Annotated in this window: 20 protein-coding genes; 13 read left to right on the top strand and 7 right to left on the bottom strand. The window is 43.9% G+C overall.

The annotated features are described in order from the left end of the window. Positions 1–127 precede the first annotated feature (127 nt). The 8 genes from MKX41_RS12260 (at position 128) to MKX41_RS12225 (ending at position 14,084) form a co-directional block, all read left to right on the top strand. Positions 128–1,699: a response regulator transcription factor gene (locus MKX41_RS12260; protein WP_339796605.1), complete on the top strand. Its 1,572-nt coding sequence runs from the start codon at positions 128–130 to the stop codon at positions 1,697–1,699. Next, positions 1,696–3,411, top strand: coding sequence for a cache domain-containing sensor histidine kinase (locus MKX41_RS12255; RefSeq protein ID WP_076300602.1), 1,716 nt, complete (start codon positions 1,696–1,698; stop codon positions 3,409–3,411). The genes MKX41_RS12260 and MKX41_RS12255 overlap by 4 nt, the downstream gene beginning before the upstream one ends. Positions 3,412–3,585: 174 nt before the next feature. After that, positions 3,586–9,030: a glycoside hydrolase domain-containing protein gene (locus tag MKX41_RS12250; RefSeq protein WP_340970725.1), complete on the top strand. Its 5,445-nt coding sequence runs from the start codon at positions 3,586–3,588 to the stop codon at positions 9,028–9,030. A gap of 96 nt (positions 9,031–9,126) precedes the next feature. Further along, complete coding sequence (locus tag MKX41_RS12245; RefSeq protein ID WP_076300652.1) at positions 9,127–10,533, top strand: alpha-L-fucosidase; 1,407 nt, start codon at positions 9,127–9,129, stop codon at positions 10,531–10,533. 397 nt (positions 10,534–10,930) lie between these two features. Next, positions 10,931–11,608: a nicotinamide riboside transporter PnuC gene (gene pnuC, locus MKX41_RS12240; protein WP_340970722.1), complete on the top strand. Its 678-nt coding sequence runs from the start codon at positions 10,931–10,933 to the stop codon at positions 11,606–11,608. Beyond that, the gene (locus tag MKX41_RS12235; RefSeq protein WP_340970720.1) at positions 11,605–12,615 is read left to right on the top strand and encodes an AAA family ATPase; all 1,011 of its coding nucleotides are present in this window, start codon (positions 11,605–11,607) and stop codon (positions 12,613–12,615) included. The genes pnuC and MKX41_RS12235 overlap by 4 nt, the downstream gene beginning before the upstream one ends. A gap of 27 nt (positions 12,616–12,642) precedes the next feature. Then, positions 12,643–13,536, top strand: a complete 894-nt coding sequence (locus MKX41_RS12230) for an NUDIX hydrolase (RefSeq protein WP_340970718.1) — start codon at positions 12,643–12,645, stop codon at positions 13,534–13,536. Next, complete coding sequence (locus MKX41_RS12225) at positions 13,533–14,084, top strand: NADAR family protein (RefSeq protein ID WP_340970716.1); 552 nt, start codon at positions 13,533–13,535, stop codon at positions 14,082–14,084. The genes MKX41_RS12230 and MKX41_RS12225 overlap by 4 nt, the downstream gene beginning before the upstream one ends. Positions 14,085–14,133: 49 nt before the next feature. On the opposite strand, the gene MKX41_RS12220 is transcribed toward MKX41_RS12225, so the two are convergent. Further along, on the bottom strand, positions 14,134–14,988 hold the full coding sequence (locus MKX41_RS12220; RefSeq protein ID WP_340974901.1) for an AraC family transcriptional regulator: 855 nt from the start codon (positions 14,986–14,988) through the stop codon (positions 14,134–14,136). A 207-nt stretch (positions 14,989–15,195) separates the two neighbouring features. Between MKX41_RS12220 and MKX41_RS12215 the strand changes: the two genes are divergently transcribed. Continuing rightward, positions 15,196–17,271 carry a beta-galactosidase gene (locus tag MKX41_RS12215; RefSeq protein WP_340970715.1) on the top strand — a complete coding sequence of 692 codons (2,076 nt, stop codon included), beginning with the start codon at positions 15,196–15,198 and terminating at the stop codon, positions 17,269–17,271. Between the two features lie 44 nt (positions 17,272–17,315). Here the strand turns inward: MKX41_RS12215 and MKX41_RS12210 are convergent, their stop codons facing one another. Then, positions 17,316–17,861 (bottom strand): GNAT family N-acetyltransferase, encoded by a 546-nt coding sequence (locus MKX41_RS12210; protein WP_340970713.1) that lies wholly within the window; start codon positions 17,859–17,861, stop codon positions 17,316–17,318. Continuing rightward, entirely contained in the window at positions 17,858–18,508 is a 651-nt protein-coding gene (locus MKX41_RS12205) for an NUDIX hydrolase (RefSeq protein WP_340970711.1), read from the bottom strand. Before MKX41_RS12205 ends, MKX41_RS12210 begins: the two co-directional genes overlap by 4 nt. Before the next feature lie 142 nt (positions 18,509–18,650). Here MKX41_RS12205 and MKX41_RS12200 point away from each other — a divergent pair, with 142 nt between their 5' ends. Both MKX41_RS12200 and MKX41_RS12195 read left to right on the top strand, forming a co-directional pair. Beyond that, positions 18,651–19,172: a hypothetical protein gene (locus MKX41_RS12200; RefSeq protein ID WP_042189307.1), complete on the top strand. Its 522-nt coding sequence runs from the start codon at positions 18,651–18,653 to the stop codon at positions 19,170–19,172. A 5-nt stretch (positions 19,173–19,177) separates the two neighbouring features. Continuing rightward, on the top strand, positions 19,178–19,612 hold the full coding sequence (locus MKX41_RS12195) for a DUF5301 domain-containing protein (protein ID WP_340970707.1): 435 nt from the start codon (positions 19,178–19,180) through the stop codon (positions 19,610–19,612). Positions 19,613–19,657: 45 nt separating this feature from the next. Here the strand turns inward: MKX41_RS12195 and kduD are convergent, their stop codons facing one another. The 3 genes from kduD to kduI all read right to left on the bottom strand — a co-directional run bounded on the left by kduD (position 19,658) and on the right by kduI (position 22,181). Beyond that, complete coding sequence (gene kduD / locus MKX41_RS12190; RefSeq protein WP_042189303.1) at positions 19,658–20,416, bottom strand: 2-dehydro-3-deoxy-D-gluconate 5-dehydrogenase KduD; 759 nt, start codon at positions 20,414–20,416, stop codon at positions 19,658–19,660. Between the two features lie 43 nt (positions 20,417–20,459). Next, on the bottom strand, positions 20,460–21,215 hold the full coding sequence (locus MKX41_RS12185; protein ID WP_339796577.1) for a DeoR/GlpR family DNA-binding transcription regulator: 756 nt from the start codon (positions 21,213–21,215) through the stop codon (positions 20,460–20,462). Positions 21,216–21,347: 132 nt separating this feature from the next. Beyond that, entirely contained in the window at positions 21,348–22,181 is an 834-nt protein-coding gene (gene kduI, locus MKX41_RS12180) for a 5-dehydro-4-deoxy-D-glucuronate isomerase (RefSeq protein WP_339265458.1), read from the bottom strand. A 235-nt stretch (positions 22,182–22,416) separates the two neighbouring features. Here kduI and MKX41_RS12175 point away from each other — a divergent pair, with 235 nt between their 5' ends. After that, positions 22,417–24,093: a hypothetical protein gene (locus tag MKX41_RS12175; RefSeq protein WP_340970704.1), complete on the top strand. Its 1,677-nt coding sequence runs from the start codon at positions 22,417–22,419 to the stop codon at positions 24,091–24,093. A gap of 297 nt (positions 24,094–24,390) precedes the next feature. Then, positions 24,391–25,815, top strand: a complete 1,425-nt coding sequence (aspA, locus tag MKX41_RS12170) for an aspartate ammonia-lyase (protein ID WP_340970702.1) — start codon at positions 24,391–24,393, stop codon at positions 25,813–25,815. 107 nt (positions 25,816–25,922) lie between these two features. Here the strand turns inward: aspA and MKX41_RS12165 are convergent, their stop codons facing one another. Further along, the gene (locus MKX41_RS12165) at positions 25,923–26,462 is read right to left on the bottom strand and encodes a MerR family transcriptional regulator (protein WP_076286206.1); all 540 of its coding nucleotides are present in this window, start codon (positions 26,460–26,462) and stop codon (positions 25,923–25,925) included. Positions 26,463–26,603: the final 141 nt, after the last annotated feature.

Raw genomic sequence — 26,603 nt, 5'->3', positions numbered from 1 at the left:
GAAACCAAATCATGTGGTTAATGTAACATGGTATGAATTGGAATGCCTAGTGTGCTATGCTTTGGTTTGTAGTGAGTATCCTCTGGAAGCGAGTAAATACCGCCCGATGAACGGTTAGGAGGAAAATATGTATCATATTCTAGTAGTCGATGATCAACAAGCCGAAATCGATGCTATTGAATGGCTTATTCAGAAGCATGCTCTACCCTTTTCTGTTGCTCAGGCCAACGATGGGGAAGTAGCGCTGGAATATATTAGGGGCCATCATGTAGATCTGTTATTCACGGATATTCGCATGCCATTCATGGACGGTTTAGAGTTAATCAAGCAGGCAAAGATAGTCATTCCGGACCTTAAGGTGCTTATTTACAGTGCTTATGGGGAATTTGAATATGCACAAAAAGCGATTCAACTTGGAACGGTTAGTTATATGTTGAAGCCGATCGATGTGAAGGAATTCCTCAAAATATTCCAATCCATAATCGCTATACTAGAGGACGAACGACTTCAGAGAGAGAAGGACGAGTTGCTGATCAAAGGCTTTCATAAAGGAGTGGCGTATGAGAAAGAAAAGCTCCTGTTTGATCTCATTCAAGGTCGTGAGAGTGACGTCCATTACGAGGAACGGGCAGCTTTTGCTGGACTAAATCATCTGGAAAATAAGCGGATGTATATGATTATGATTGGATTGCAAAATCACTTTTTTGATCAACATCATACAGAAGCGTTTGAATTTCTTCAATCGACTAGTAAACATGAGATGTTTTTATTACATATCAATGAATACCAAAGCATCATGCTCGTCGTAATTGATCCCGCTTCAAAGAACAGCGATAACGGGCAAGAGCTTATGACTTATGGAGAAAAGGTTAAAGAATGGCTGGAGACTCGCTTTGACCGGCGATGTTTAATTATTGTCGGTAGTCCGGTAGATAAGCTAGAGGGGCTTCATGACGAGTTCACCCAAATGGAAGAGTTAATGAATTTTCGGTTTTTTATGGATAGAAGTGTCGTTTGTTCCAAAGATGCCGAAAGCATTCATGACCATATAGACGACGAATCGTTAGAGCTTATGCTTAAGGAGATTTATACTTCCATTGCACGAAATGAATATCGTACACTCGAGCATCAAATAGAGTATCTCATTGCGAGTATGCGAAATAGTAAGCGCTTTAGTTCTATGTATGCCAAACTTTTATTTACAGAAATATTGAAAAAAGTAGTAGAGCTTCAAGGCAAAAAAAGCAGCAGTTTACTAAAGGAAGGTTTGGAGCGAATCGCACTTTGCAATTCAATTGCTGAGTTGAGGCAAGTCATTTTATCCGTTTTTCAGGAACATTTGCTGCAAATTAAAACGAATACAGATGATCAATGCCGCAAAGTAATTGAAGATGTACAGATACTCATCCAGATGGAGTACGGAAATGATATTGGGGTTGACTATTTAGCTAATCGTGTCTTTTTATCGCCAAGTTATTTAAGTTTCCTCTTTAAAAAAAGTACAGGTCAAAACCTAATCAAATATATTACAGCTGTACGTATGGAGCGAGCGAAGGAGCTACTGCGAGATTCAACGATTAAAGTTGTTGATATTGCCAGTACAGTTGGATTTGCGAATACTTCCTATTTTAATTTAATGTTTAAGCAGCATAACGGCCTGACTCCTATTCAATATCGGGAGGGTGGCGGAAGAAGATGAGTCTGCTCAAATTTATTCGTAATATCCGCCTGCGTCAGAAATTATTGCTTTCATATGTGATTGTTATCTTCCTGCCAACGATTGTACTGGGCTTGTATGCCTATCAAAGTTCCAAAGCTTCATTGAAAAGCCAGGTTCAGCAAAGCGCGGATAACGAGGCGAGGAAGCTGGCGTTAGAAATTAGTTACCGTCTTCAGAGACAGGATGTATCCATGAAATCGATTGTATTTCATCCTGCGCTTCTTGATTTGATGAGTAATCCAGATCAGGATTTGTACGCTCAATTTAAGACGTTGAATGATAAAATTGAACCTATTTTTTTTAATTTAATGTATATGGTTGGGGATATGACTGAGATTATGTTGTATTCTGAGAATCGGCAATCCGAATTAGGAAACTTCATTACGCCTTCTTCAGCAGTTAAGGATAAGGATTGGTATGAAGCGACAAAGAGCAGCGAGTCAACGAAGTGGTGGTTCGAGGATGGAGAATTGTTTGCCACTCGAGTGATTCGCGATATCGATCTTCAAATCGTGAGCGCTGAACTTTACGTCCGGTTTGATTACAATAAAATCTTCGGTGATTTCATTGGCAAGATGAATGAAGGTAGGGGCATCATTATTACCGATCAAAAGAATCAGCCGGTGTTAACAGAGCATGCCCCGCAGATGGATGATGTTCAGCTTCAATCCCTTTCAAGGAGTGGTACTTCAAAAGCAAGCTTAGGTGGCGAATCCTACCTAGTTATAAACAAAGATATTCCGCAAACCGATTGGGTCCTGCATTATTTGGTTTCCGATGATCAATACAATACAGGCATTCGCAATATTTTAAGCGCCACGGGTATCATTGTACTCATCTGTATGGTTTTCCTCAGTATCATTATCTTCTTGTTCTCAGAGACGCTGTTAAGAGGAATCGAGAAATTAAACACCAAAATGAAGATGGTGGAAGATGGTGATCTTACGGTTGTTGTATCCACGAATTCCAAAGATGAAATCGGGCAGCTTACCGATCGTTTCGGTTCTATGCTTAAACAAATTAATCAACTCATTTCGGAAGTATATCAAACAAAGGTCACGCAAAAGTCAGCCGAACTCAAAGCGTTGCAAGCTCAGATCAATCCCCACTTTCTATATAATTCTTTATCTTTAATTAATTCCAAAGCGCTGCGAATCGATGCTCAAGAAATTAGTGACTTGGTAAATAACCTTTCTAGTTATTACAGAACGACTTTAAATAAAGGGAAGCAAATTATTGCGATTCAAGATGAATGGACTAACGTTCAAGCATACATACATATTCAATTAGCTATGCACAATTCAAGATTTGACGTAGAATTCGATGCCGACGACAAGGTATTTCAATTTGAAATGATTCATTTGATTTTACAGCCGATAGTTGAAAATGCGATTATGCATGGCATCGATCTGAAGCGGGAGGGGCGAGGTAAACTCATCCTGCGGGCAAGTCTTGACGGTGAGGATATTGTTTTTGTCGTGGAGGATAATGGCGTCGGTATGGAACCGTATATGATCGCACGTATTCTTGAACATGAAAGTTCCGGCTATGGGATTAAAAATGTGCAAGAAAGATTACAGCTCTTATTTGGATCTGAGTACGGGATCAATATTCATAGTCAACCTGGGATTGGCACTTCCGTTATCGTACGCATACCGCAGTATCGTCACATCAGAGAAGAAGATTCATGATCACATAAGGGCCAATGCTCATAAAAGCATGGCCCTTTTTTTGTTTACAATCGAAATCTGTTAGATTTCAAAAAATACTCTTATTTAGCAAGACTTCAATTGAGATTATAATGCATAATGTGAGCGCTTTAAATGTGTTCTAAAATTAAATGAATATGAAAGGATGGTTGATCTATGTTCAAACGGACAATGTATACAATGATCTGTTTCATGATTCTAGTAAGTACATTTTTCCAGGGCAATGCGCCTAGTGTCCATGCTGAAAGTAACAACCTGGACGTGTGGGTGGAAAATGCATTGAAAGCCGTATATAGGACCAGCACGATTCCCGCAAATCATGACAACAGCATTGATCTTGTTTCAGCCAAAAACGAATACGAAAGTGAGCAAATTGCTGTAAGAGGCACAAGCGATTTTAAGATTACAGGAATTGAATTTTCCGATCTTGTATCTCCTGGAAATACGATCTCAAACAGCAACTTAAGCTATCATTTTGAAGAATACATGCTTGAGGATACCGTGCAGCCCAATCAATATCGACCGGATTTGGTAGGCACGCAAATCTACCCCTTATCCGAAATTCCCGACCCGCTTTCGAATGATACCTCTATAAATGTAGCAGCAAATTCAACTCAGCCCATCTTAATTACGAATTATGTCCCTGCCGATGCTGTTCCTGGCCTCTATTTCGGTATAGTTACGGTGAAATCAACTTTGGGCGATTATCAAGTACCTATTAACGTTGAAGTTGCTAACGCTGCAATCCCTCCAACCTCTGAGGCTAATTTCGTTAATTATCAATGGTCGATGACGAATGGTTTTATGATTGGAGGTAATCCACCTAAGATTGTAGATGATCCTTTAACTCAGTCTAGTTATGACGTTGGCGAGAACTATTATGGAGTGGAGACGTATAGCGATGAGTGGTTTGAGCTTATGGATAATTTCGCCAAGACCATGACGGACTATCGCCAGAACATGATTTGGGTTCGTACAGACTTATTATTAAATGAAAAGGGTACAAAAATGGTGTCTTTTAAAGACGGGATACCGGAGAATATCGACTGGTCTTTGTTCGATCGATATGTTCAAACCTTTATGGATCGAGGAATTACTCATTTTGCGAACATACACTTGATCCATGCGTTAGAACAAATGCCACAAAGTGAGAGACCAAACAATAATAATCCACAAGATCCGTGGAAAACGTCGGTACCTGAATTCGATTCACTACCTGTTACAGACGCTTATCTTACGAACTACTTGACAGCATTGCACGATCATTTAGAGGAAAAAGGTTGGCTTAATGGTATTACTTGGTATCAGCATACTAAGGACGAACCTAACGGTTCGAGCATTACAAACTATATGACTTATATCGCTAGAAAAATAAAAGAGGTCGTTCCGGATTTCAAGACTTTGGATGCTGATGCGGCCGGTACTCTAATGAACGATACCATCAAACCTTATGTGGATGTGTGGGTCCCGTTAACCCCAGTTTTCGAGGACAAGAAAAGTCTCTATAAAGCGGAGCAGGCGGCAGGCAAAGACTTATGGGTGTATACTTGCGATGCGAATCCGGCTCCGTGGTTGAACAGATTCTGGACGCAGCCCATATTGACTGGCAGACTGTTATTCTGGAATCTTAGTCAAGAAGGTGTACATGGACACTTACATTGGGGATGGAACGTATGGTATGTCCCTCATTATGGAGATTCTACGATCGTATATCCAGACAAGGAACATATGACGGTTAAGAGCTCACTGCGTTACGAGGCCCAAAGAGACGGACTTGAGGAATACGAACTGATGCACCAACTCAAGCAAACCAATCCTGGGCTTGCAAAACGTATAGTAGATAGCGCTGTTAACCCATCTGATCCGAGAAAATATACCCTGGATAATGAATATATCAGCAAGCTTCATGATTATCTGGTTAAAGCGGCGGCCGGAGAAACATTGGGTCAAATTCCTGTGCCAACTAGTCCCTACGATGGGCAGGATGTACCTATGACTTACATGACCGATAACGCGACCGGTGAGATCACTTTTGATGGTGAATGGTTTGCAAAAAGCCGGAAATACGCTTATATGGGCGGTGTTCAAGGCACGTTAAAAGCGGGTGATGAATTGACCTATACTTTTACAGGGGCTGGCATCGATCTTATCGCGGAGAAAAATGAAGGCTCCGGTAAAATTTCCGTATCCATCGACGATTCCGCGCCAGTGATTATAGACCTATATGAAAAAGTTCAACTTGATTCGATATCGGTATATAGCAATCATAACTTGTCAGCAGGCAAGCATACGATCAAGGTAGTGAATCTGGAGAACAAAAACCTATTCGTTGACGGCTTCAGAGTAAGCATGTATGAAGGACAGGAGCTCTATGACGGAACGCTGCAAAGTTTGGAAATGACTAACATGCCGTCGGTTATTTTTAATAAAAACAATATCAATTACCAGGCCATTATTCCGAGCGATGTAGATGTGATCACGATTACGCCAACACTTACGGATGCAAATGGCACCCTGGAAATCAACGGGTTACCTTACCGCAGCGGTGAGAGGCTTACATTCAACATCCCTACTGGCAAAAGTAAGATCCTTATTCGCTCTACCGCAAGTGATGGGGAAACCTCGAGAATGTATACTTTAAACTTTCTCAAAGGCAATGTAAATCAACCGACCACCAATATTGCGAGAAGTTATTCAGCGATTACAGCAACAGCTGATAGGGGAGGCAGCAGTGGCTATGGTGTGGCTAATATGGTTGATGGAAATTACGGTTCCATGTTTGCTAGTATAAGCGGGTATACGAGTATTGTACCATTCCCACATGAGATCAATCTGACTTGGACTCAACAAAAGACCTTTAATACGATGGTCATGGCCACGCCATCAGGCTTATTACAGGGGATAACGGATATTGATATTGAGGCTACATCAGATGGAACGAATTGGACCACCTTTGCAAAGAGGGTACCGATTCAATGGTTTAGCAGCACAGACGACAACAAGATGGAATACGCATATGCGAATATCCCTACAGTTAATGACGCACTGAAGCTGAGAATACGGGTCAATGACGCTAACAATACGTATTGGGGAATATACGCGCTATATGAGCTTGAGCTTTATAATCTTCCAGACAACGGAGAGATTTCCCCTACAGCAGACGGAACGCTTAGTAATTTAACAATCCCTAATGTTCCTACTTTTACATTTGACAATAGTACGATGACCTACTCAGTAATGATCCCGAATGATCTAAACTCCATCGAGATAACGCCAACACTTTCGGACGGAGCGGGTACCTTGCAGGTCAACGGAAAGACTGTCGCCAATAACACAGCGCAGACTTTTGACATTCCAGTCGGGAAAAGCGTAATTCATATCAGATCCACTGCAAGCGACGGGACAACTACAAAGCTCTACACGTTGAATTTTCTCAAAGGAAATGAGGATGGGATAGGTACCAATATTGCCAGAAGTTATTCTGAGATTACAGCAACGGCAGAACGTGAAGGCGAGGACTATAGTGCTAAGAAAATGGTTGACGGTATTATTTATACCATGTTCGCGAGTTCGCGAGGCTACAATAACGAACATCCGTTTCCGCATGAGATTAATCTTACTTGGGAACAACCGCAAACCTTTAACACCATCGTCATGGCTACGACATCTGGTTTAATTCAGGGTATTTCCAATATCGATGTTCAGGCTTCTACAGACGGAATAAACTTTGAAACCATAGCACAGGGGGTACCCATCCAATGGAAAAGCAGCAAAGATGACGGCGTTATGGAGCATACCTTTGCCAATATTCCTGAAGTACGAGATGCGCTTAAGCTCAGAATAAAGATCAACGATGCGAACTATATGACATGGGGTATGTACGCTATGTATGAGCTTGAGCTCTATAATCTCGCGGAGAACGGAGAAATTGGCGAGAGCAGTAATACGATTACGGCGAGCGCGGGGGACAACGGAACGATCAGTCCAAACGGCGCCGTTGTAGTCAATGAGGGTGATGATCAAACCTTTACCTTCAATCCGAACAATGGATACGAAGTTGACGAGGTATTGTTAGACGGTACCGCCGTGTCGGTGACCGGAAGCGTGTATACGGTTACTAACATAACCGCCGACCATACGATCAATGTTACGTTTAAGCAAAAAGAGACAGGTGGCGAGAACAGTAACACGATCACGGCGAGTGCGGGGGAAAATGGAACGATTAGTCCGAACGGCGCCGTTGTAGTCAATGAGGGTAATGATCAAACCTTTACATTTAATCCGAATAATGGATACGAAGTCGACGAGGTACTGTTAGACGGTACCGCCGTGTCGGTGACCGAAAACGTGTATACGGTTACTAACATAACTGCCGATCATATGATCAATGTTACATTTAAGCAAAAGGTGACAGGTGGCGAAAATAGTAATCCTCCGACGAGTGGTGAGAATAGTAGTATTCCTTCTAACGGTGGTACAGTCAATGGGAATACCGATGCTCATACACTTGTAGTGAAATCGGAGGACCTTACCACTCCAGCCACCAACGGAGTCGTGACGATTGTTGCCAAAGATAAAGAGAAAATTGTACTTCCTGCCAATGCAGCCGAACTGCTTGGACTACATCCATTAGTCATTCAAACGGGTTCATTCACATTGGAGGTCCCTGCTGAATTACTTAAACAGTTGACGGATAAATACTCCGCAGAAGCTAAACGAGACAGTACGATAGAGTTAATCATGACTCTCTTATCCGAATCTGATGCTAACAACCTTCTAGCGATAAGGCAGTCTTCCACGCATGCAAATATTAAAATTTCCGGCAATGTGATCAATTTTAGCTTATCGATTGTCGGAAAAGATGGTAAAGTGACAAGCTTGAACAGCTTCGATAAACCGATGACGATTCGATTTAAAGCGGATCCTTCCTTAAATCCGAATCTGACTGGCATTTACTATTTGGCAGACAACGGTACGCTGGAATATGTGCGAGGCACGTTTATAAACGGAGAATGGGTGGCCGATATTCACCATTTCAGTAAATATGCGGTGCTCGAATTCAAGAAATTATTTACCGATGTTAAGTCCACTCACTGGGCGGCCGATGCGATCAAACAGCTAGCAGCGAAGCAATTTATTGAAGGCACTAGCGCGGCAATGTTCGAGCCAGAGCGTTCTATAACACGGGCCGAATTTACGGCGATGCTTGTCAAAGCGTTGAACCTGACATCAGTGGGCGAATCGAAATTTACGGATGTATCGAAGGGTGCCTGGTACGAGGGAGCTGTTTCCATGGCGGTCAAAGCAGGCATTATTAAAGGAATTAGCACAACGTCTTTCAATCCCGATGCTAGCATCAAACGCGAAGAAATAGTCACTATGCTGATGCGGGCGTATGTTATCTTGAAAGAGGTCGAGTTGAACGGAAAAACGGCTTCTTCCTTTACCGACGAATCCGCTGTGGCAACCTGGGCGCTTGAGTCAGTAAGAGCGGCGGCGGCACTTCATTTAATTAACGGTCGAGAAGCAAACAAATTCGTTCCGAGCGGGATCACTTCCCGTGCAGAAGCAGCAGCTTTGCTCAATAGAGTTATACACTAGCCGGGTAAACCCCCAATTTCTATATTGGGGGTTTACAATTAATAATTTTACTTTGATGTGACGCGGAGAACCGAAGGAGGCAACCCGATGAACGATATGGAAATCAAGGAACTTCAGCAAGCAGATGTGGCGGAACTGAAAGAAGGCGTCCACGGTTACAGCAGCGAGACGAATTGGGTGAAGCCGGAAAATCCAATTACGCTGGAAAGGTTGGAATGGTTCAAGGATCAGAAATTGGCCCTAATGATGCATTGGGGACCTTATTCGCAGATTGAGGTTGAGTCCTGGATTCTCAGCGACGAAGATGGTGATTGGGCGCGTAAAGATGTCGATTGGACGAGCGACTACGAAGAGATGAAGCGCGAATATTTCGGACTCAACCGCACGTTCAATCCGTTCCGCTTCCAGCCGGAGCTATGGGCGGAAATCGCTGCCGAAGGCGGGTTCAAATATTTGATTTTCACGACCAAGCATCACGACGGATATTGCATGTGGGACACACATACGACGAATTACCGAATTACTGGCTCCGAAACGCCGTTTCATGCACATCGCTATGCCGACGTTTGCAAGCATGTGTTTGACGCTTTCCGCAGCAAGGGGCTTGCGATCGCCGCATATTTCTCGAAGGCGGATTGGCAATCGCCGTATTACTGGGCGCCAGGAATGGAACGGGGCAGCAATACGTGGAGAGGGCCTTCGTACTCCCCCGAGGAATATCCGTGGCTGTGGGAGCAATTCGTCGATTTCACCCATGAGCAAATCATGGAGCTGATGAGCCGTTACGGCCGGATCGATATTTTGTGGCTGGATGCGGGCTGGGTTAAAGATAGTGATCAGGTAAAGCAGGACATTCGATTGGGCGAGGTTGTCGAGCGCGCCCGTCAAACGCAGCCGTGGCTGTTATCCGCGGATCGTACAGTCGGAGGGCCTTACGAAAATTACGTGACGCCGGAGCAAACGATTCCGGAGCGTCCGCTGAACGTACCGTGGGAAAGCTGCATTACGATCGGCACACAGTGGGCTTTCAAATACGATGACCAGTATAAATCGGGGAGAGAGCTCGTTCGCATTCTGATGGAAGTCGTATCCAAAGGCGGCAATTTGGCGCTTAACGTAGGTCCTCAACCCGACGGACGATTGCCGGCTGGGGCGGTTAAGAGTATTAATGAGCTGGGCGGATGGATGAAGGTTTACGGTGAAGCGGTATACGGCACACGCGTGTGCGGACCGTATTTTGCCGGTTCCTGCGCGTTCACCTCGAAAGGAAATACCGTATACTGTACGTACTTGTATGAAAGCGCAGATCAAGCCGTAGCTAAGCTCGTTCATATTCCTTATAAGGAGCCCGTTTCAGGCATCGAGCTTGTCGGAAGCGACGCTTTGCTGCAGGTTGAGCGTACGCCGGAAGGAATCTCGATCACACTTCCGGATTGCGAATTGAACGGGCAGGCTCCGATCGCCCATGTTTTCCGCATGCAGAAGGGCGAGGAGGCAAAGTGAACGATAAGATTCTTAGCTTTAAGTTATTATACGATGGGGTCTGTGGGCAATAATGCGAGCGCAGAGGTGAGAAGAAGTAGCCGGATGACAAATACATGTTCGAACGCTAACCCGCGTAAATCGCGGGTTTTTTCCTTTGTCAGCGTATATTCTTGCCAGAAATCATTGTCAAGAATAAGTACCGTTAGCTGATTCTAGAAATAGGCTTATGCTAAGGAAGAGGATACCGACCATGGACTGGGGCTAGACTTAAGTTGGAAATTATTCTCACCTTTTTATTGCATCTTCCTCGCCTTTTTGCTATATTTGATATTAACAAATTGTTATTATCAAAAAGTTACTAACAATAAACTGAATGGTGAAGATTAGGGGATTTAATGAAAGGGAGCGGATGAAAGTGGATAAAACATGGGGTGGTTGGAATCTGTTTGAAATCGTCTGGCTAGTTTTATTTACCTCTATTGCTGTTGCGTTTACGGTTATTTCTAAAGATTCCTTATTCGGATTTACGGTCTTTATGACCGGGGTGCTGTGTGTGGTGCTCGCGGCGAAAGGAAACCTGATGAGTTATGTTTTCGGAATGTACAATACCGTTGGTTACGCGTACTTGGCTTATATAAACGGTTTGTTTGGAGAGGTCATGCTGAATTTGATATTCTTTGTACCTATGAATGTCATTGGCTTCTATATGTGGAAAAACAACCGCCAAGACGGCAAGCTATCCATGCGACAGATGGATCTTAAGTGGCTGTTCCTTGTTGGAGCGGTATGCGTAATAGGCTGCCTGTTACTGGGAATCGGGCTATCGTTCATCCCAGGGCAGAACTCGCCTTATATAGATGCTATTACAACGGTATTATCCATTGTGGCTACCTTTTTAATGGTCAGAAGATTTAAGGAACAATGGTTGGTCTACATTGTTTTGAATATGTTTACGGTGCTGCTGTGGGTAATTCGGATGCTGGAAGGCAGTAGCGAAGGGGTGCTAATGATCGTCATGTGGAGTGCATATCTGATTAATGCGGCATACGGCTATTACAATTGGAATAAAGGGGCTAAGGAGGTATCGGTATGAAGACGCTTGGATTAACGCTAGGGAAGTTTGCCCCGTTGCATAAAGGACATCAATTCATGATCGAGACGGCGTTGCAAGAGGTCGACGAATTGATTGTGGTAATCTACGAAACGACGGTGACCCCGATTCCGCTTCATATCCGGGCGAACTGGATCCGCAAGCTCTATCCGACGGTCCGGGTAATCGAAGCTTGGGACGGTCCAGACGGGTATTCGAACGATCGGGAGCATGAGATTCGAGAGGAGCAGTATATTTTAGGGCTGTTGAAGGGCGAGCAAGTGACGCATTTTTACTCTAGTGAGTTTTACGGTGAGCATATGAGTGTCGCATTAGGCGCGGCGGACCGGCGGGTGGATGAAGCCCGTGAGCGGGTGCCGATTTCGGCCACGATGGTACGAGCCGACCCTTATAAATATCGCAGATTTGTAAGTGATGTAGTGTATAGGGGGTTAATCACGAAAGTGGTTTTTGTGGGAGCGATGTCGACTGGCAAATCTACAATCACCGAAGCGCTGGCGCGGCGGTATCGCACAACCTTTGCGAGCGAATATGGGCGTGATTACTGGACCGAGCATCAAGTAGATCGTAGAATCAGCCTAGAAGCGTTTGATGAGATCGCTTTGGGCCATATCGAACGTGAGGAGCAGGCGCTGCTGGAAGCTAACCGATATCTCTTTGTCGATACCAATGCAATTACCACATATATGTTTGCTTTGGATTACCACGGCCAGGCTCCTGAGTGCTTAGCCCGGATCGCATTAGAAAACGCGCAGCGCTACGATCTGTTTTTCCTGTGTGACGATGATATTCCTTATGAGAATACATGGGACCGTAGCGGGGATCAGAAGCGGCATGTTTTTCATAAGCAAATCATTGCCGATTTGAAAGAGCGGCGGATTCCCTATATCACGTTGCGAGGAAACCTAGAGGAACGAATGCACAAAGTAAGTGAGGTCTTGGCAAAGTTCGAGCCCTACCGGAACTATTTCGGAGAGTTGAATGGCTAGAATAAAGAACAAAGGAGGCAAGGATACATGAATATGTTGGATCGCGATGGACTTACGGAACGTCAATTTTTAGAGCAGTACCATGCCGGGGATTTCGAGCGGCCTTCGGTGGCGGCGGACATGGTCATTTTCACCGTTACGAACACGGAGGCGGACAGCTACCGCAAGCTTCCGGAAAAAGAGCTGCGAATTCTGCTCATTCAGCGGGGAGGTCACCCGTTCCTGGGCAATTGGGCACTTCCAGGCGGTTTCGTCCGGCCGGACGAGACGACAGAGCAGGCGGCGGTGAGGGAGCTGAGTGAGGAAACCGGTGTGGATGACGTTTATTTGGAGCAGTTGTACACCTTCAGCGATGTTGGAAGGGACCCTCGTACCTGGGTGATGAGCTGCAGCTACATGGCCTTAATCAACAGTGATCAGGTACAGCTGAAAGCAGGAGATGACGCTGTCCATGCTGCCTGGTTCAAGGTAACCTATCGGCTTCTGCGCGAGCGGAAAGAGATTATTGAGGATGGGTATGTGAAAACGAAGGAATACGAGCTCAAGCTAAGCAGCGATGAAGAAGAGTTTACGGCAGTTGTGGGTCGGACGATGACATCAAAGTCGGCCTCTACGTCAACCGCATACTCCATAGTATCAAATGACGGATTGGCTTTTGATCATGCGAAGATTATAGCTTGCGCTATTGAGAGACTGCGGGGAAAAGTGAATTACACCGATATTGCGCTAAACTTGATGCCGGATCTCTTCACTTTGACGGATCTACAGCAGGTTTATGAGGTGATCTTAGACAAAGAGCTGCTGAAAGCCGCATTCCGGCGTAAAGTAGCGGATCTCGTAGCGGAGACCGATCATTATACTGAAAATGCTGGACACCGTCCTTCCCGCTTATATCGGAAAAATATGGAGGAATATCAATGATATACAATATCGAGCAGTTAAGAAAAGCTTATATCGCGGGCAAAACGTTCAAGTTTGTGTTCTTCTGGGGCCATACACCGCCAAAGCACGACGGCGTCGACAAAAGCTGCTTCAGCCAATGGTGGATGAGTCCTTTCGTGGTAGAGGGGATCGAGTATTCCTGTGTCGAGCAGTTTATGATGTCCGAGAAAGCAAGACTGTTTGGAGATGACGAAATGTTGGACGCGATCCTTAAAGCTAAGCATCCCAAGGAGATGAAAGCCTACGGTCGTGCAGTAAGAAACTTCGAAAATGACACTTGGGATAAAGAATGCTATAACATTGTCAAAAGAGGAAATATAGCCAAATTTTCGCAGAATCCGAAGCTTGGCGAATACCTCAAGTCAACGAAAAACCGTATTCTCGTCGAAGCTAGCCCACAGGATCGCATTTGGGGAATAGGCATGAGCCAGTCCAATCCGGATGCGGAGAATCCCGTAAAATGGCGGGGTAGGAACCTACTTGGATTCGTGCTGACCGAAGTGAGGGACGAATTGCTACGGGATTAACTTCATCCTATATTTAAATGAAAAGATAACGATATCCCTTTGGATTTCGTTATCTTTTTTGTTCACCCTCTAAAAGCCGAAGCTTCATCACCCCAGGTGTACAGCCATAAGTATTTCGGAAGATTCGGATAAAATAATTCGTCTCCATTCCCAGTTGAATCGCAATATCCTGAACGAGAATATCAGCATTCTCTGTCATTAACTGTATCGCACGTTCTAGTCGCAGATTCTGTAGATATTTATGTGGAGTTACGGCATATTCCTGTACGAATAGACGCTGGAAATGCTGAACGGAATACCCTACAGCAGCTGCTAGATTGGAGATAAGGAGTGGCTCAGTATAATGTTCGTTAATAAGTTCAACCGCTTTAGCCAACGCTTCATTACGCACAGACTCAAGTTCTAAACGACTGCCTGAGGAGTGTATGGATTCAGAACGACGTAACATCAGAAGTAATCGATATAGGGTTATAGATAGATCCTCCATCCCTTGCTCGTCTTGACGACTAGCCGTCTGATTGTTCACCGTATGCCAGATCTTTCCGATTTCCTCCCAACATTGTTCAAAACGAGAAGGATGATAAGGGAGATAAGGGAGAAGGCCAATCCCCTCCAGCATTCCCTGCGATTGACTCCCTTCGATTCCGATGAAACCTACATGCCATGGTTCATGTGAGGTAGGATAATATTCGTGTCCTCGATCCGGTGGGAAGGCGAAAGCCATTCCAGGTTCTAGTATGATTTCAGTACCGCTCTCCAGATCACGAAACAACCCAGTTCCGGTACGAATCAGAAAAATTTGATGAACAGGAAAACCTGTAGGGCGCACATGATGAAATTGTATATGACGACCTACAGAGTAGGGATATAAGGGAAGCGTCTCGGCGTCGCGCGGTAGTTCTATCAGTGAAAAAGGAAGCAGGATGATTCACCTCATATTCATTTTGTACTATCACTTCGAGAGTATATTCCTACTGATCGGGATGAATTTTCTTATATTATAAATAGTATAAATGATGATTCGTGAATTTGATAGCTTAAGCATCTAGCGTCTCATCAGAGAATAGTCCCATTCAAAAAATGGGCAGAATTGAGAGGATGATCTTACATTATGACTAAAAAACACTCTCCGATTAGCAGCAAAGCTCCAGTGATGCTGCACGGTGCCGATTATAATCCTGAGCAATGGCTGAAGTACCCAGAAATTTTACTTGAGGATATTCGTCTGATGAAGCTTGCGAATTGCAATGTGATGTCTGTCGGGATTTTTTCTTGGGTATCCCTAGAGCCTGAAGAAGGTGTGTTCACTTTCGATTGGCTCGATAGTGTTTTGGATTCTTTTGCAGAGAATGGGATTTATGCTTTCCTGGCAACTCCTAGTGGAGCACGACCTGCTTGGATGTCTGAGAAGTACCCTGAAGTTCTAAGAGTGGAACGTAATCGTGTTCACAATTTACATGGCTTCCGTCATAATCATTGCTTCACCTCGCCTGTGTATCGGGAAAAGACTGCGATTTTAAATGCGAAGCTAGCAGAACGTTATAGCCAGCATCCTGCGGTTATCGGTTGGCATATTTCGAATGAGTTCGGTGGCGAATGTCACTGTGATCTTTGTCAGAATGCTTTTAGAGATTGGTTAAAGGTCAAATACAATAACAGTCTGGATGAGGTGAATCATGCTTGGTGGGCTACTTTTTGGAGTCATACCTACACTTCATGGACACAGATTGAATCCCCGGCTCCACATGGAGAGACGCAAGTACATGGCTTGAACCTCGACTGGCGGCGGTTTGTCAGTGAACGGACGATTGACTTCTGTCAGCATGAGATCAATGTTGTTCGTCCTTACAATCCTGCACTGCCTATTACAACGAATATGCATATGATCGATGGCATTGATTACCGCGAACTGGCTAAAATTCTGGATGTTGTCTCATGGGATGCTTATCCAGAATGGCATTATACCGAAGATGGTGACGATGCTAGACTGGCGGCATGGACGGCAATGCACTACGATTTAATGCGTTCTTTTAAAAAGAAACCGTTCCTGCTCATGGAAAGCACGCCATCTCTTACGAACTGGCAATCGGTCAGTAAGCTGAAGCGTCCAGGCATGCACAAGCTGTCTTCGCTTCAAGCGGTAGCACATGGTTCGGATTCTGTGCAATACTTCCAATGGCGTAAAAGCCGGGGCTCTAGTGAGAAGTTCCACGGTGCAGTTGTTGACCATAGCGGCCACTCCGAGACTCGTGTGTTTAAAGACGTTACAGAGGTAGGAAAGACGCTGGCGGGAATGACAGAAGTAGTAGGTACATCAACTCCAGTAAAAACAGCGATTATTTTCGATTGGGACAACCGCTGGGCGATCAAGGATGCGCAAGGCATTCGTAATTCCGGATTGCGTTATGAGGAGACTGTACTACAGCATTATCGTGCCCTTTGGGAGCTAGGCATTCCAGTTGATATGATCGGATCGGGGGATGATCTGTCCGCTTACAAGCTGGTGATCGCACCTATGTTATATCTGATCAGTGAAGAGAATGGAAAGCGTATCGAGAAGTTTGTTGAGCAAGGCGGAACTTTCCTTGCAACCTATTGGTCTGGTGTCGTTAACGAAACGGATTTATGTCATTTGGGTGGATTCCCAGGACCGCTACGTAGAACGCTCGGCATTTGGGCAGAAGAGACCGAAGGGCTGCATAGCCGTGATTTGAATGGTGTTGTAATGCAGGCGAGCAATGCACTTAATCTTAGTGGAGATTATGATGCGCATGAAATTGCTGAGCTGATCCACTTAGAAGGTGCGGAAGCATTAGGCACTTATCGCAGCGATTTCTATGCTGGCCGTCCAGCGCTTACGGTAAATCGTTTCGGTGAAGGAAATGCGTATCATCTCGCTACTCGTGTAAAAGATGCCTCTTTCTACGTTGAATTGTATGCTGCAATCACTGCAAAAGCGGGAATTACTCGTGCGCTTGATAGTGAGCTTCCAACTGGTGTGACAGCGCAGCTTCGTACGGATGGAGAGAGTGATTATATTTTTGTGCAAAACTACAGCGGCAGTCCGCAAGCGGTACAATTAGATGGAGCGGATTATACGGATTTGTGCTCAGGCACTGCTGCTCCGTCAGTGTTAAATCTAGCTGTAAATGATCTCGCAATGTTGAAGCGTAAATCGTTAGTATAAAAAGAAGGCAGGACCTGAGGGATTCAGGTTCTGCCTTTTTACTATCAATCCATAAATCGTCCCATCATAATCGTGTTATAGAATTTTCCGTCAGCAAGAATCTTATCATTTTTTAATATTCCCTCGATCTCAAAGCCAAGCTTCTGATAAAGGGTGATAGCTTTGTCGTTCGTTTCGAGGACATTTAAAGTGATTTTTTGGATACCGTTAGCGTCGGCCCAAGCAATAGATTCTGCTAAAAGATTCTTTCCAATTCCATAACCCCAATAATTCTGCAGCACACATACTCCGAACTCGACTTTATGAGCGCATCTTGCTAATGAATGGCCTTCGCATCTAGAGAACCCAACGATTTGATTATTAACTACCGCGATTAGAAATAAGTTTCTTAGTTTCTCTGAATCAGATAGGATAAGCTGCTGAAACTCTATTTCGTCTATAAAAGCCTCCCCTGGTTCTCTGTCTAAATTCTCGGTCTCACCATCAATTTGTACTCTTAATTTGGACAATGTCATAGCATCCGTAGTGATTGCAGATCTTATGGTGTAATGGATGCCTTTCACGGTAAATGTTCGTTGATCAATAATCATTTGTCCTCCGTTACTACTAGTGATTTTAGAAATATAGCTTCGATACCCTCGATAATACGAGTATAATAACCCACTTCATGGGGTACAAAATGGGTCTTGTCTACATCTTGCTCAATGGTAATTCTATGTCCATGCGGATCGATTTGAAAACCGTTGACTTGTAGACTATGTATTTCTCCCTGCCAAAATCTGCGGAAATCAGAGAACTTTGCTTTGACAATGCCGGTGACCTCTTCTTTTTGTAGCTGAAAATCTTCTAGACGATAGGAATTGTTATAAACAAAGACATGCGCTCGTTCATTATCGATAAGTTTTTCTTTTTTCATACTGTAAGGAATTGTTCCTAGCGGGATCAGGTCTTTTAAGGATAAATCCAGTCCGAGCTCTTCATGAACCTCGCGTGTTCCATCTTCTACAGTTTCGTTTGCTAGCAAATGTCCGGCGGCCGTGATGTCCAGTAGTCCCGCATAATCTTGTTTCTGTTCACTCCGAAGTTGTAAATAGATATAGGGTATTTCCTGATCTTTGCTAATAAACCAGCAGTGGAAAGTCTCATGCCAATGTCCTAACCGATGTACCTCTTCACGTGGAGCCGTACCTGTTCGGTTGCCTGCTTCATCAAAAATGGTAAGTATCTCATTATGCATAGAAAAGCTCCTTTGTGATGATTTCTTCTTTCTAAAGCCTATCATAAAAACGTTCGAATTACCCTAAATGTTAGGGAGGTTCTTATTGACAACAGCTAGAATGAAATGTATATTTTTGGATGTTAATCAAAGGAGGAGTTAAATGAATTTAGTAACCATGAAGCAGAAGGATTTGGACACTTTTAGTGATGAAAGATTAGGATGGGCCTGTATGGAGCCTACCTTTCAGCAGATTCGCGCAAAATCACCATCGATCAAATCCGAAGTGATCTCAAAGCTCACAGATGGACAGAAAGCACTTTGTATGTTCAGAGTAATGCATGATCACAGCCGTAATTCCGAAGGGGAGTATTATGCTTGGATTTCTTACATGCAAGACCTGCCGGGGTATTGGACAGGGGTGATGGGAGGCATACGATTTTTTGGCGATGATCCGATGATTCTTTTGCTTCAGGAAACAAAGGCATTTCTCGAAGAAAGAAACAATCGATTAGGAATACAGTGGGTTGATGCTACCATCACGGATCTCGATCGAGATCCTGAGTTGTTGAATGAGATGAGTGGTTTATTTGAACGATTTAAGAACATAGCCGAAGATAGCCACAGGTTGATTGGCGAGTATATTCGGGCACATCCGGGAGAATTTGTGGAGATAGAAGGCTAATAATTATGAAAAAAAGTAAATTATTTTTATTGTTTCTTATAGTAATAAATCTGCTTCTTTATGGAGTTCCCTTATATCACAGTTATAATTCATTTCAAAATCTTGTACTGGATCGAATCGATGATACTCAAATCACCTCCATTAGAGTTCTTAAGAGTTCTAATGAACAAGAAATTAAAGTGGATGACCCGAAAGAAATTGAAAAGATCATACATGAGTTTTCTGACGTGAAATTAAAAAGAAGTGATGCATCAGAACGATTTGCGGAGACCTATTGGATAAGAATATATGTAAATAAAGATCAGCGCTTTGGAATGACACTCTATGGCACAGATTACTTGTATTTCAGCGATCGATCTAGTAATAGTAAGTATCACTCTGGAAATTTTAAGATTACTAGTAAATTTGATGGGGAATCCATTACAAGCTTGTTTAAGTAAAAATAACCCGCTGCCACAGGCAGCGGGTTAAATATTTCAGGTTATTTATCTAGCCATCCATCCGCCGTCAACATTAAGAATATGACCATTCAAATAGTCGGATGCTGCGGAAGCTAAGAATACAGCAGGACCTTTAAGATCATCAGGTGTTCCCCAACGTGCAGCTGGAATACGATCTAAGATAGCATCCGAGCGGCTTTGGTCAGCACGGATCGGAGCTGTATTTTCAGTCGCCATGTAGCCTGGTGCAATCGCATTGATGTTCAGACCGGAGCCTGCCCATTCATTGGCAAAAGCTTTAGTAAGACCTGCAACCCCGTGCTTACTCGCGGTGTAGCCAGGGACATTGATTCCGCCTTGATAGGAGAGCATAGAGGCGATGTTAATGATTTTGCCGGATCCTCTTTCCAGGAAGTGGCGGCCAGCGATCTGAGACAGAAGGAACACTGTGTTCAAGTTCAGGTTAATAACATCGAACCAGTCTTTTTCACTATGGTCTTTTGCAGGAGTACGGCGGATCATTCCTGCACAGTTCACGAGAATGTCAACATGACCAGTCAGTTCAAGTGCTTGGTCAAATGTGTTTTGCAGGTTGCTATGATCACTTAAGTCAGATTCGATGCTAACTGCTTTTACACCAAAAGCTTTTGCAGCGTTTACGGTTTCTTGACTTGTATTAAGCGATACGGATGCAATATCCGCACCTGCTTCTGCGAAGGCAAGGGCAATGCCTTGTCCAAGACCTTGAGCAGCACCGGTTACGAGTGCTGTTTTACCTGCCAAGCTGAATAATGATGATGACATTATAAATTACGCCCCTTTGATTTAAATGAATTTGATTCCGTTATTACTCACATTCAATGGCAATGCCTGCGCTGCGGAACTGTTCTGCCGTTTCGGGAGAGAGTCCTTTATCTGTCAAGATAACGTCAACTTCCTGCAGAGAAGCGAATGTACGCAGCGCAGTTTGGCCGAATTTATGATGATCCACAACCGCGAACACTTTACGGGCAGTAGACACAAGGGCTTGCTTAAACTCAATTAAATCTCCTGTATAAATAGAAAGTCCATGTTCGATATGAACAGCTGTCGAGGACAGAAATGCTTTTTGAATATTAAGTTGTTGCACATAGGAGACGGCTTCAGGGCCGGCCAACATATTGCGGACACGGTAACCCCCGGGAACGACGAGACGAATATGATCTTTGGGAACCAGTTCGCTGATGATGTATACATCATTGGTGACTACCGTTAGAGGCATATTGTCCAGGCGTCGGGCAATTTCAAGCGTTGTGCTCCCGCCGTCAAGAGCTATAATATCGTCCTGATCAATATGAGCAAGCGCGCGCAAGGCGATCTCTGTTTTTTCGTCGGAATACTTATCCAATGGATCCTTAGAGGGCAAAATACCAAACTGGTCGCTTTGTGCCAGCACAGCTCCGCCATGTACACGTACGATCAGTCCTTGCTCCTCCAGCTTGCTTAAATCCTCACGAATTGTTTTTCCCGTAACTTGTAGCTTATCGCTCAGTTCATTCACCGTTACATCTTTTTGGTTCAGCATAACTTCCATAATCATCTCATGTCTTCGTATCGGGTTCATCCGCTTGCCTCAGCTTTCCGTAATTGATTAAAATTATAAGAAAGTTTAAGTTTCACGCTAGACTCTTCCTTATAATTCTAGCACAAACGCTTATCGTCCTTAAAAGGACGCCGAAGGCGTTTTAGCTTGTCTCTATTGTAGTTCTTTCATGGATACGGGGTCCATATCATCATATCTTTTATTATCGCCAGCCATACTCCAGATAAAAGTATAGTTATGAGTACCAACACCACTGTGTATGGACCAGCTTGGAGAAATAACCGCTTGTTCGTTTTGCATTACGATATGGCGAGTTTCATTAGGCTCTCCCATCAAGTGGAACACAACGGAATCGTCCGGTAGATCGAAATAGAAATAAGCTTCCATCCGGCGTGGATGTGTATGTGCTGGCATCGTATTCCACATGCTACCTGGCTTCAGTTGAGTCATACCCATAACTAGCTGAGCACTTTGCACGCCGTTTGTATGAATGAACCGGTGAATGGTACGCTCATTGGAGTTCTCCAAACCGCCCATTGCACCAGATTCGGATTCAGCCAGAGTGGTTTTGGTAGTTGGATAGGACTGGTGAGCAGGCGCAGAATTCAAATAGAATTTAGCGGGCTTGGAAGCGTCTGCACTTTTGAAGATAACATCTTTAGAACCTTGACCGACATACAGACATTCTTTGAAATCTACTTCATATTCTGTACCATCGACAATAACCGAACCTTTACCGCCAACATTGATGATCCCCAGCTCACGGCGTTCCAAGAAGTAAGTAACTCCAAGTTCTTTAAGGTCAGTTGTAAGTGCAACTTCTTCCTTAACAGGATTAGCACCGCCAACGATCATGCGATCCTCATGGGTAAGTACAAGTTTCAGTTCATTTGGTGCAAAAATGACAGGAATGTGGAATTCCTTACGGAGGCGCTCAGTGTCAAACTGCTTAACTTCATTAGGATGGGATGCAAAACGTCTTTCCATGGAATATTCAATCTCCTTAACAAGCATATTTTCGTTCGTATAGGTACAATTTACTCCATTTATGTTCATATTACAAGTGTTTATTTTTAGATGTTGGTTCGTTTTAGTTTATTTATAAGTTTTAATAATTGCCAAATGAACGAAAAGTGTGCACAATAGATCTAAAATGCTTAGTTCTCATTTATAGGATTGTTATCATACTATTGAAAATTGAGATGTGGGAGGTTGAACTTGAATGCTGGAGTCGAATGGTATTCAGAGTACTTATCAGGACCGTCAACAAGAAATCATTATAAGTATAGCGCTGGAAGCGCAGAGACGGCCTCTGCTTGAGAGTGGACTCTGGTTCCACGATGATGTGCGAAATAACTTTTATTATGCCTCATATCTTTTTGCAGCTGCAGTAGATGATTCTTTGTCGTTGCCTTTTAACCGAGAAGCGGCGAAACAGAAGGCACAGGATGTGCTGCTAGAGACATTAATGCTACAGAATCGTCAACCTGGCACGGAGCTATACGGGCACTGGCCTCTTGGATTGAATCCGGTTCCACGTGAGGCTTCGCCGCATGAATTGCCTGTGGAAATTATGGGCAGTCTGATGGCCTACTTTTGCAAAAGATATGGTGGAGCACTAAACGCTCAACTTCGCATTGTCCTGAATACAGCATTTGGACACATCTATCGGAGTGATTTCTACCGTAAGCCGGTAATCACTTTTGGACATCATGAAGCGAAATATACAGCAGCAAAGCTGATTTTTGGCACTATGTTTGCAGATGATGTGCTCGTTGAGGATGGTCGGCAAAGCTTGAAGGACACATTGACATACATCCGCTCTAAGGGTATGCCAGAATACGGCAGTCTCCCGTGGTTCTGGCATTGGATACAGGCGTTTACCTGCGCTTTGGAGCTTGTCCCGACAGAAGATACGGATTTAATAACTACTCTTAAAGACATGCTTGATCATCTTTGGAAGGTAAGAGCAGAGTTTTATTTACGTGGAGCTTGGGTGGGTGCACATTCTAGAGGTTGGCCACATGATGTACCAGGGGATGCTAATGTGCTTCATGACTATGTTCAGTTCGGGGACTTCAAGCTTTCAGAGGCAATGCCACGCACGGAATACGCTGGACTCCTATTCTATAAAGCGCCAGTTGAGGCTTTAACAGCTGCGATGAATCGCCAGACGCCAGTGGAAACCACCAAGATTACGCAGAAGGTAGTCCCAGCAGATCCGAACGCTCAACCGTTGCTTCATTCCTATGCCTATATTACAGAGGATTTTGCAGCAGGCGGGATGTGGGAACGAGTAGAGGAATTTGATAATGAACAGCTCCGTTGGACTTTCTCTCTGCCTGTGAATGGAGAAGGAGGGTCTAACCAGCTATTTTTCTTCCATCCAGGTCAAGGCTACAATGAGGGAGATCCTCGCCATCAGAGCCGTTATATGGAGGTCCTCTATCACAAAAATGTAGTTATTTCTTTATTTCCCATTCCTCAGGGGGAAAAGAATACGATCATCGGTGTTCTTCCTCATGGGGAGTGGATGCAAGACCCGAACGCCTTATTCGGTCAGGTTGGGGATGTCTATTTCGCAATATATTTATCTCAATCGTACCAACTACAGGAACGTCCGGGATACATTGAGGTAACCGTTCAAGGGATGCCGGGTGGGGTGATCGTTGAGGCGATCGGTGTTAAGGAGTCTGCAGAGCGTGGCATCATCGGAATGGATGCATTCGTAATAGCAATGGCCCATAATGAACCCCAATTTGAGATGGAAGGCGGCTTGGCGGCTCATTATACGACCAGTAATGGCGATAGATTGCATTTGAGTATGAAGAGCGAGTCAGAGCAACCGCGAGCTTTGCTGAATGGTGTGAAGATCTCTTTGGAGAACTATACGGTTTAATAAGAACTCAACATAGTTGTGAGTTAAGTTTGGATGGAGTCGACCTTAAGGTCGGCTTTTTTATATTATAAATGCGCATACTATGCTATAGCTTCAATTGGAAATTTACTCCTAATAAAAACCAGCTTTCCTTTAAGGGCAAGGCTTTCGTAATCTTATTTGAAATTAATTACATTAATCTCTAATTTTATGAGAGACATTTATCACAATAAAGGTTAATATCTAAGTGAGACATATGAATGAATGCGCTTTCTTAAATCCGTTCAAACCTAACTCAAAGAATGCGAGGGATTTACTGTGACAGGAACTGAATTTCGTGTAGAAAATGATTTTCTAGGTAGCAAACAAGTAGATAAGAACGCATACTATGGGATTCAGACATTACGCGCAGTAGAGAATTTTCCAATTACGGGATATAGAGTGCACAATGAATTAATCAAAGCGATGGGGATCGTAAAGAAAGCCGCTGCGCTTGCAAATATGGAAATCGGCAGGCTCTATCGTGGGCTTGGAGAAGTTGTTGTGAAAGCAGCAGATGAGATCATCGAAGGTCAATGGCACGAACAATTTATTGTAGACCCTATACAGGGTGGTGCAGGTACCTCGTTAAATATGAATGCCAATGAAGTCATTGCTAACCGAGCATTAGAGCTGCTTGGTCATAAAAAAGGAGACTATCGTCATTTAAGTCCCAACTCTCATGTGAATATGGCGCAGTCTACAAATGATGCATTCCCGACGGCTATTCATATTGCGACGCTTTCTCTTCTGGAACAACTGCTTGTTACAATGCGCAGAATGCATGAGGTGTTTGCAGACAAAGCCAAGGAATTCGATCCGGTTATAAAAATGGGACGCACGCATCTACAAGATGCAGTACCAATTCGTCTGGGCCAAGAGTTCGAGGCTTATCGCAGAGTACTTGAGAGAGATATCAAACGTATTGAACATACACGTCATCATTTGTATGAAGTGAATATGGGGGCAACGGCTGTAGGAACTGGATTAAATGCTGACCCTCGATATATCGAAGTGGTTGTAGAGCATTTGGCTGAAATAAGTGGATTGCCGCTAGTTACAGCAGATCATCTTGTGGATGCTACGCAAAATACAGATGCATACACAGAAGTATCTGCTGCCTTAAAAGTCTGCATGATGAACATGTCCAAGATTGCTAATGATCTTCGACTCATGGCCTCCGGCCCGCGGACAGGGTTTAATGAAATTTCACTACCTGCTCGCCAGCCTGGTTCCTCCATTATGCCAGGTAAAGTTAATCCGGTTATGGCAGAGGTCATCAATCAGGTAGCTTTTCAAGTGATAGGAAATGACCATACAATCTGTCTGGCTTCCCAAGCGGGTCAACTGGAACTGAATGTTATGGAGCCAGTTCTAGTGTTTAATCTCATTCAGTCCATCAGCATCATGAACAACTCCTTCCAAGTCTTCACAGATTTCTGTCTGGCTGGTATTGAAGCCAATAAAGAGAAGCTAGAGCGGGATGTGGAGCGTAGTGTCGGAATCATTACTGCGGTTAACCCACATTTGGGCTACGAAGTGGTTTCACGTATTGCTCGTGAGGCGATTTTGACAGGAGAATCTGTTCGTGAATTGTGCCTTAAGTATAATGTGTTATCCGAGGAAGAGCTCAATCTGATTCTGGACCCATACGAAATGACGCATCCAGGAATCGCAGGCTCAGCTTTATTGCAGAAGCAATAGGGGATTACCTAACGGTTAATCGCTGACTTTGTCATCCATGTCCAACGATATTTAAAAAGAACCTACTTCAACGTTAGTTAGAAGTAGGTTCTTTTTGTGTTTCAGGCTTACAGGAAAAAGAATGAGCGTAATAGACCACGTTTTCTTGGTGGAGAGGGCAACCTTGCAGTAGTAACGGGATGGGAAGCTTCATTAGATGTGAAGGCGTTGCCTTTTGAAACTTGCATTGGTTCTAGGGTTGCCGCTAATTGTTTGATCATTATCCGCAGATCCTCAAGCTCCTCACGCTGCTGAAGCAACTGTATCATGACTACTTCGTCAGCTTTTTGATCGAGTGTACGTTCAATATAATGAATCCGGGATAATATATCTTGCATAGGCTCAGCGTCTGTGGGATGAAGTGGATCTTGCGGTGACGTGGACATCTGCTTTTCATTCGAGTCAGTTAATTGAATACTCTCTAGTGGTTCTCCGTGATTAATGCGGTCTTTAATATGACTAAGCAAGCTGATTTGCTGCTCTGAGAATGTATAGTGGCCAAACCGGTCTTTTGGGAAAAAATCAGGGAACATAGCAGCCCAACGTTTGATCGTAGTCTGGCTAACAGACAGCAGCTCTGCGGCATCCTTTGTTTTCAGAATTTCCATTTTGATTCCTCCAGTTCAGGTAGTCATGTTATGAGTAATTCGTTGTTCAATTGCTGCTCCCTGCAAGGTTGACAAAGGAAGTGCGGATTCGATAAACAAAGTGTAATTACGAGCAATCTCACCATTCTTGTATTTCACTAT

The organism is Paenibacillus sp. FSL R5-0475, assembly GCF_038004585.1.
Taxonomy (GTDB): Bacteria; Bacillota; Bacilli; order Paenibacillales; family Paenibacillaceae; genus Paenibacillus_AQ.
Note: the sequence above shows the minus strand (reverse complement) of the source record. Positions and strands in the feature narration are given on the sequence as shown.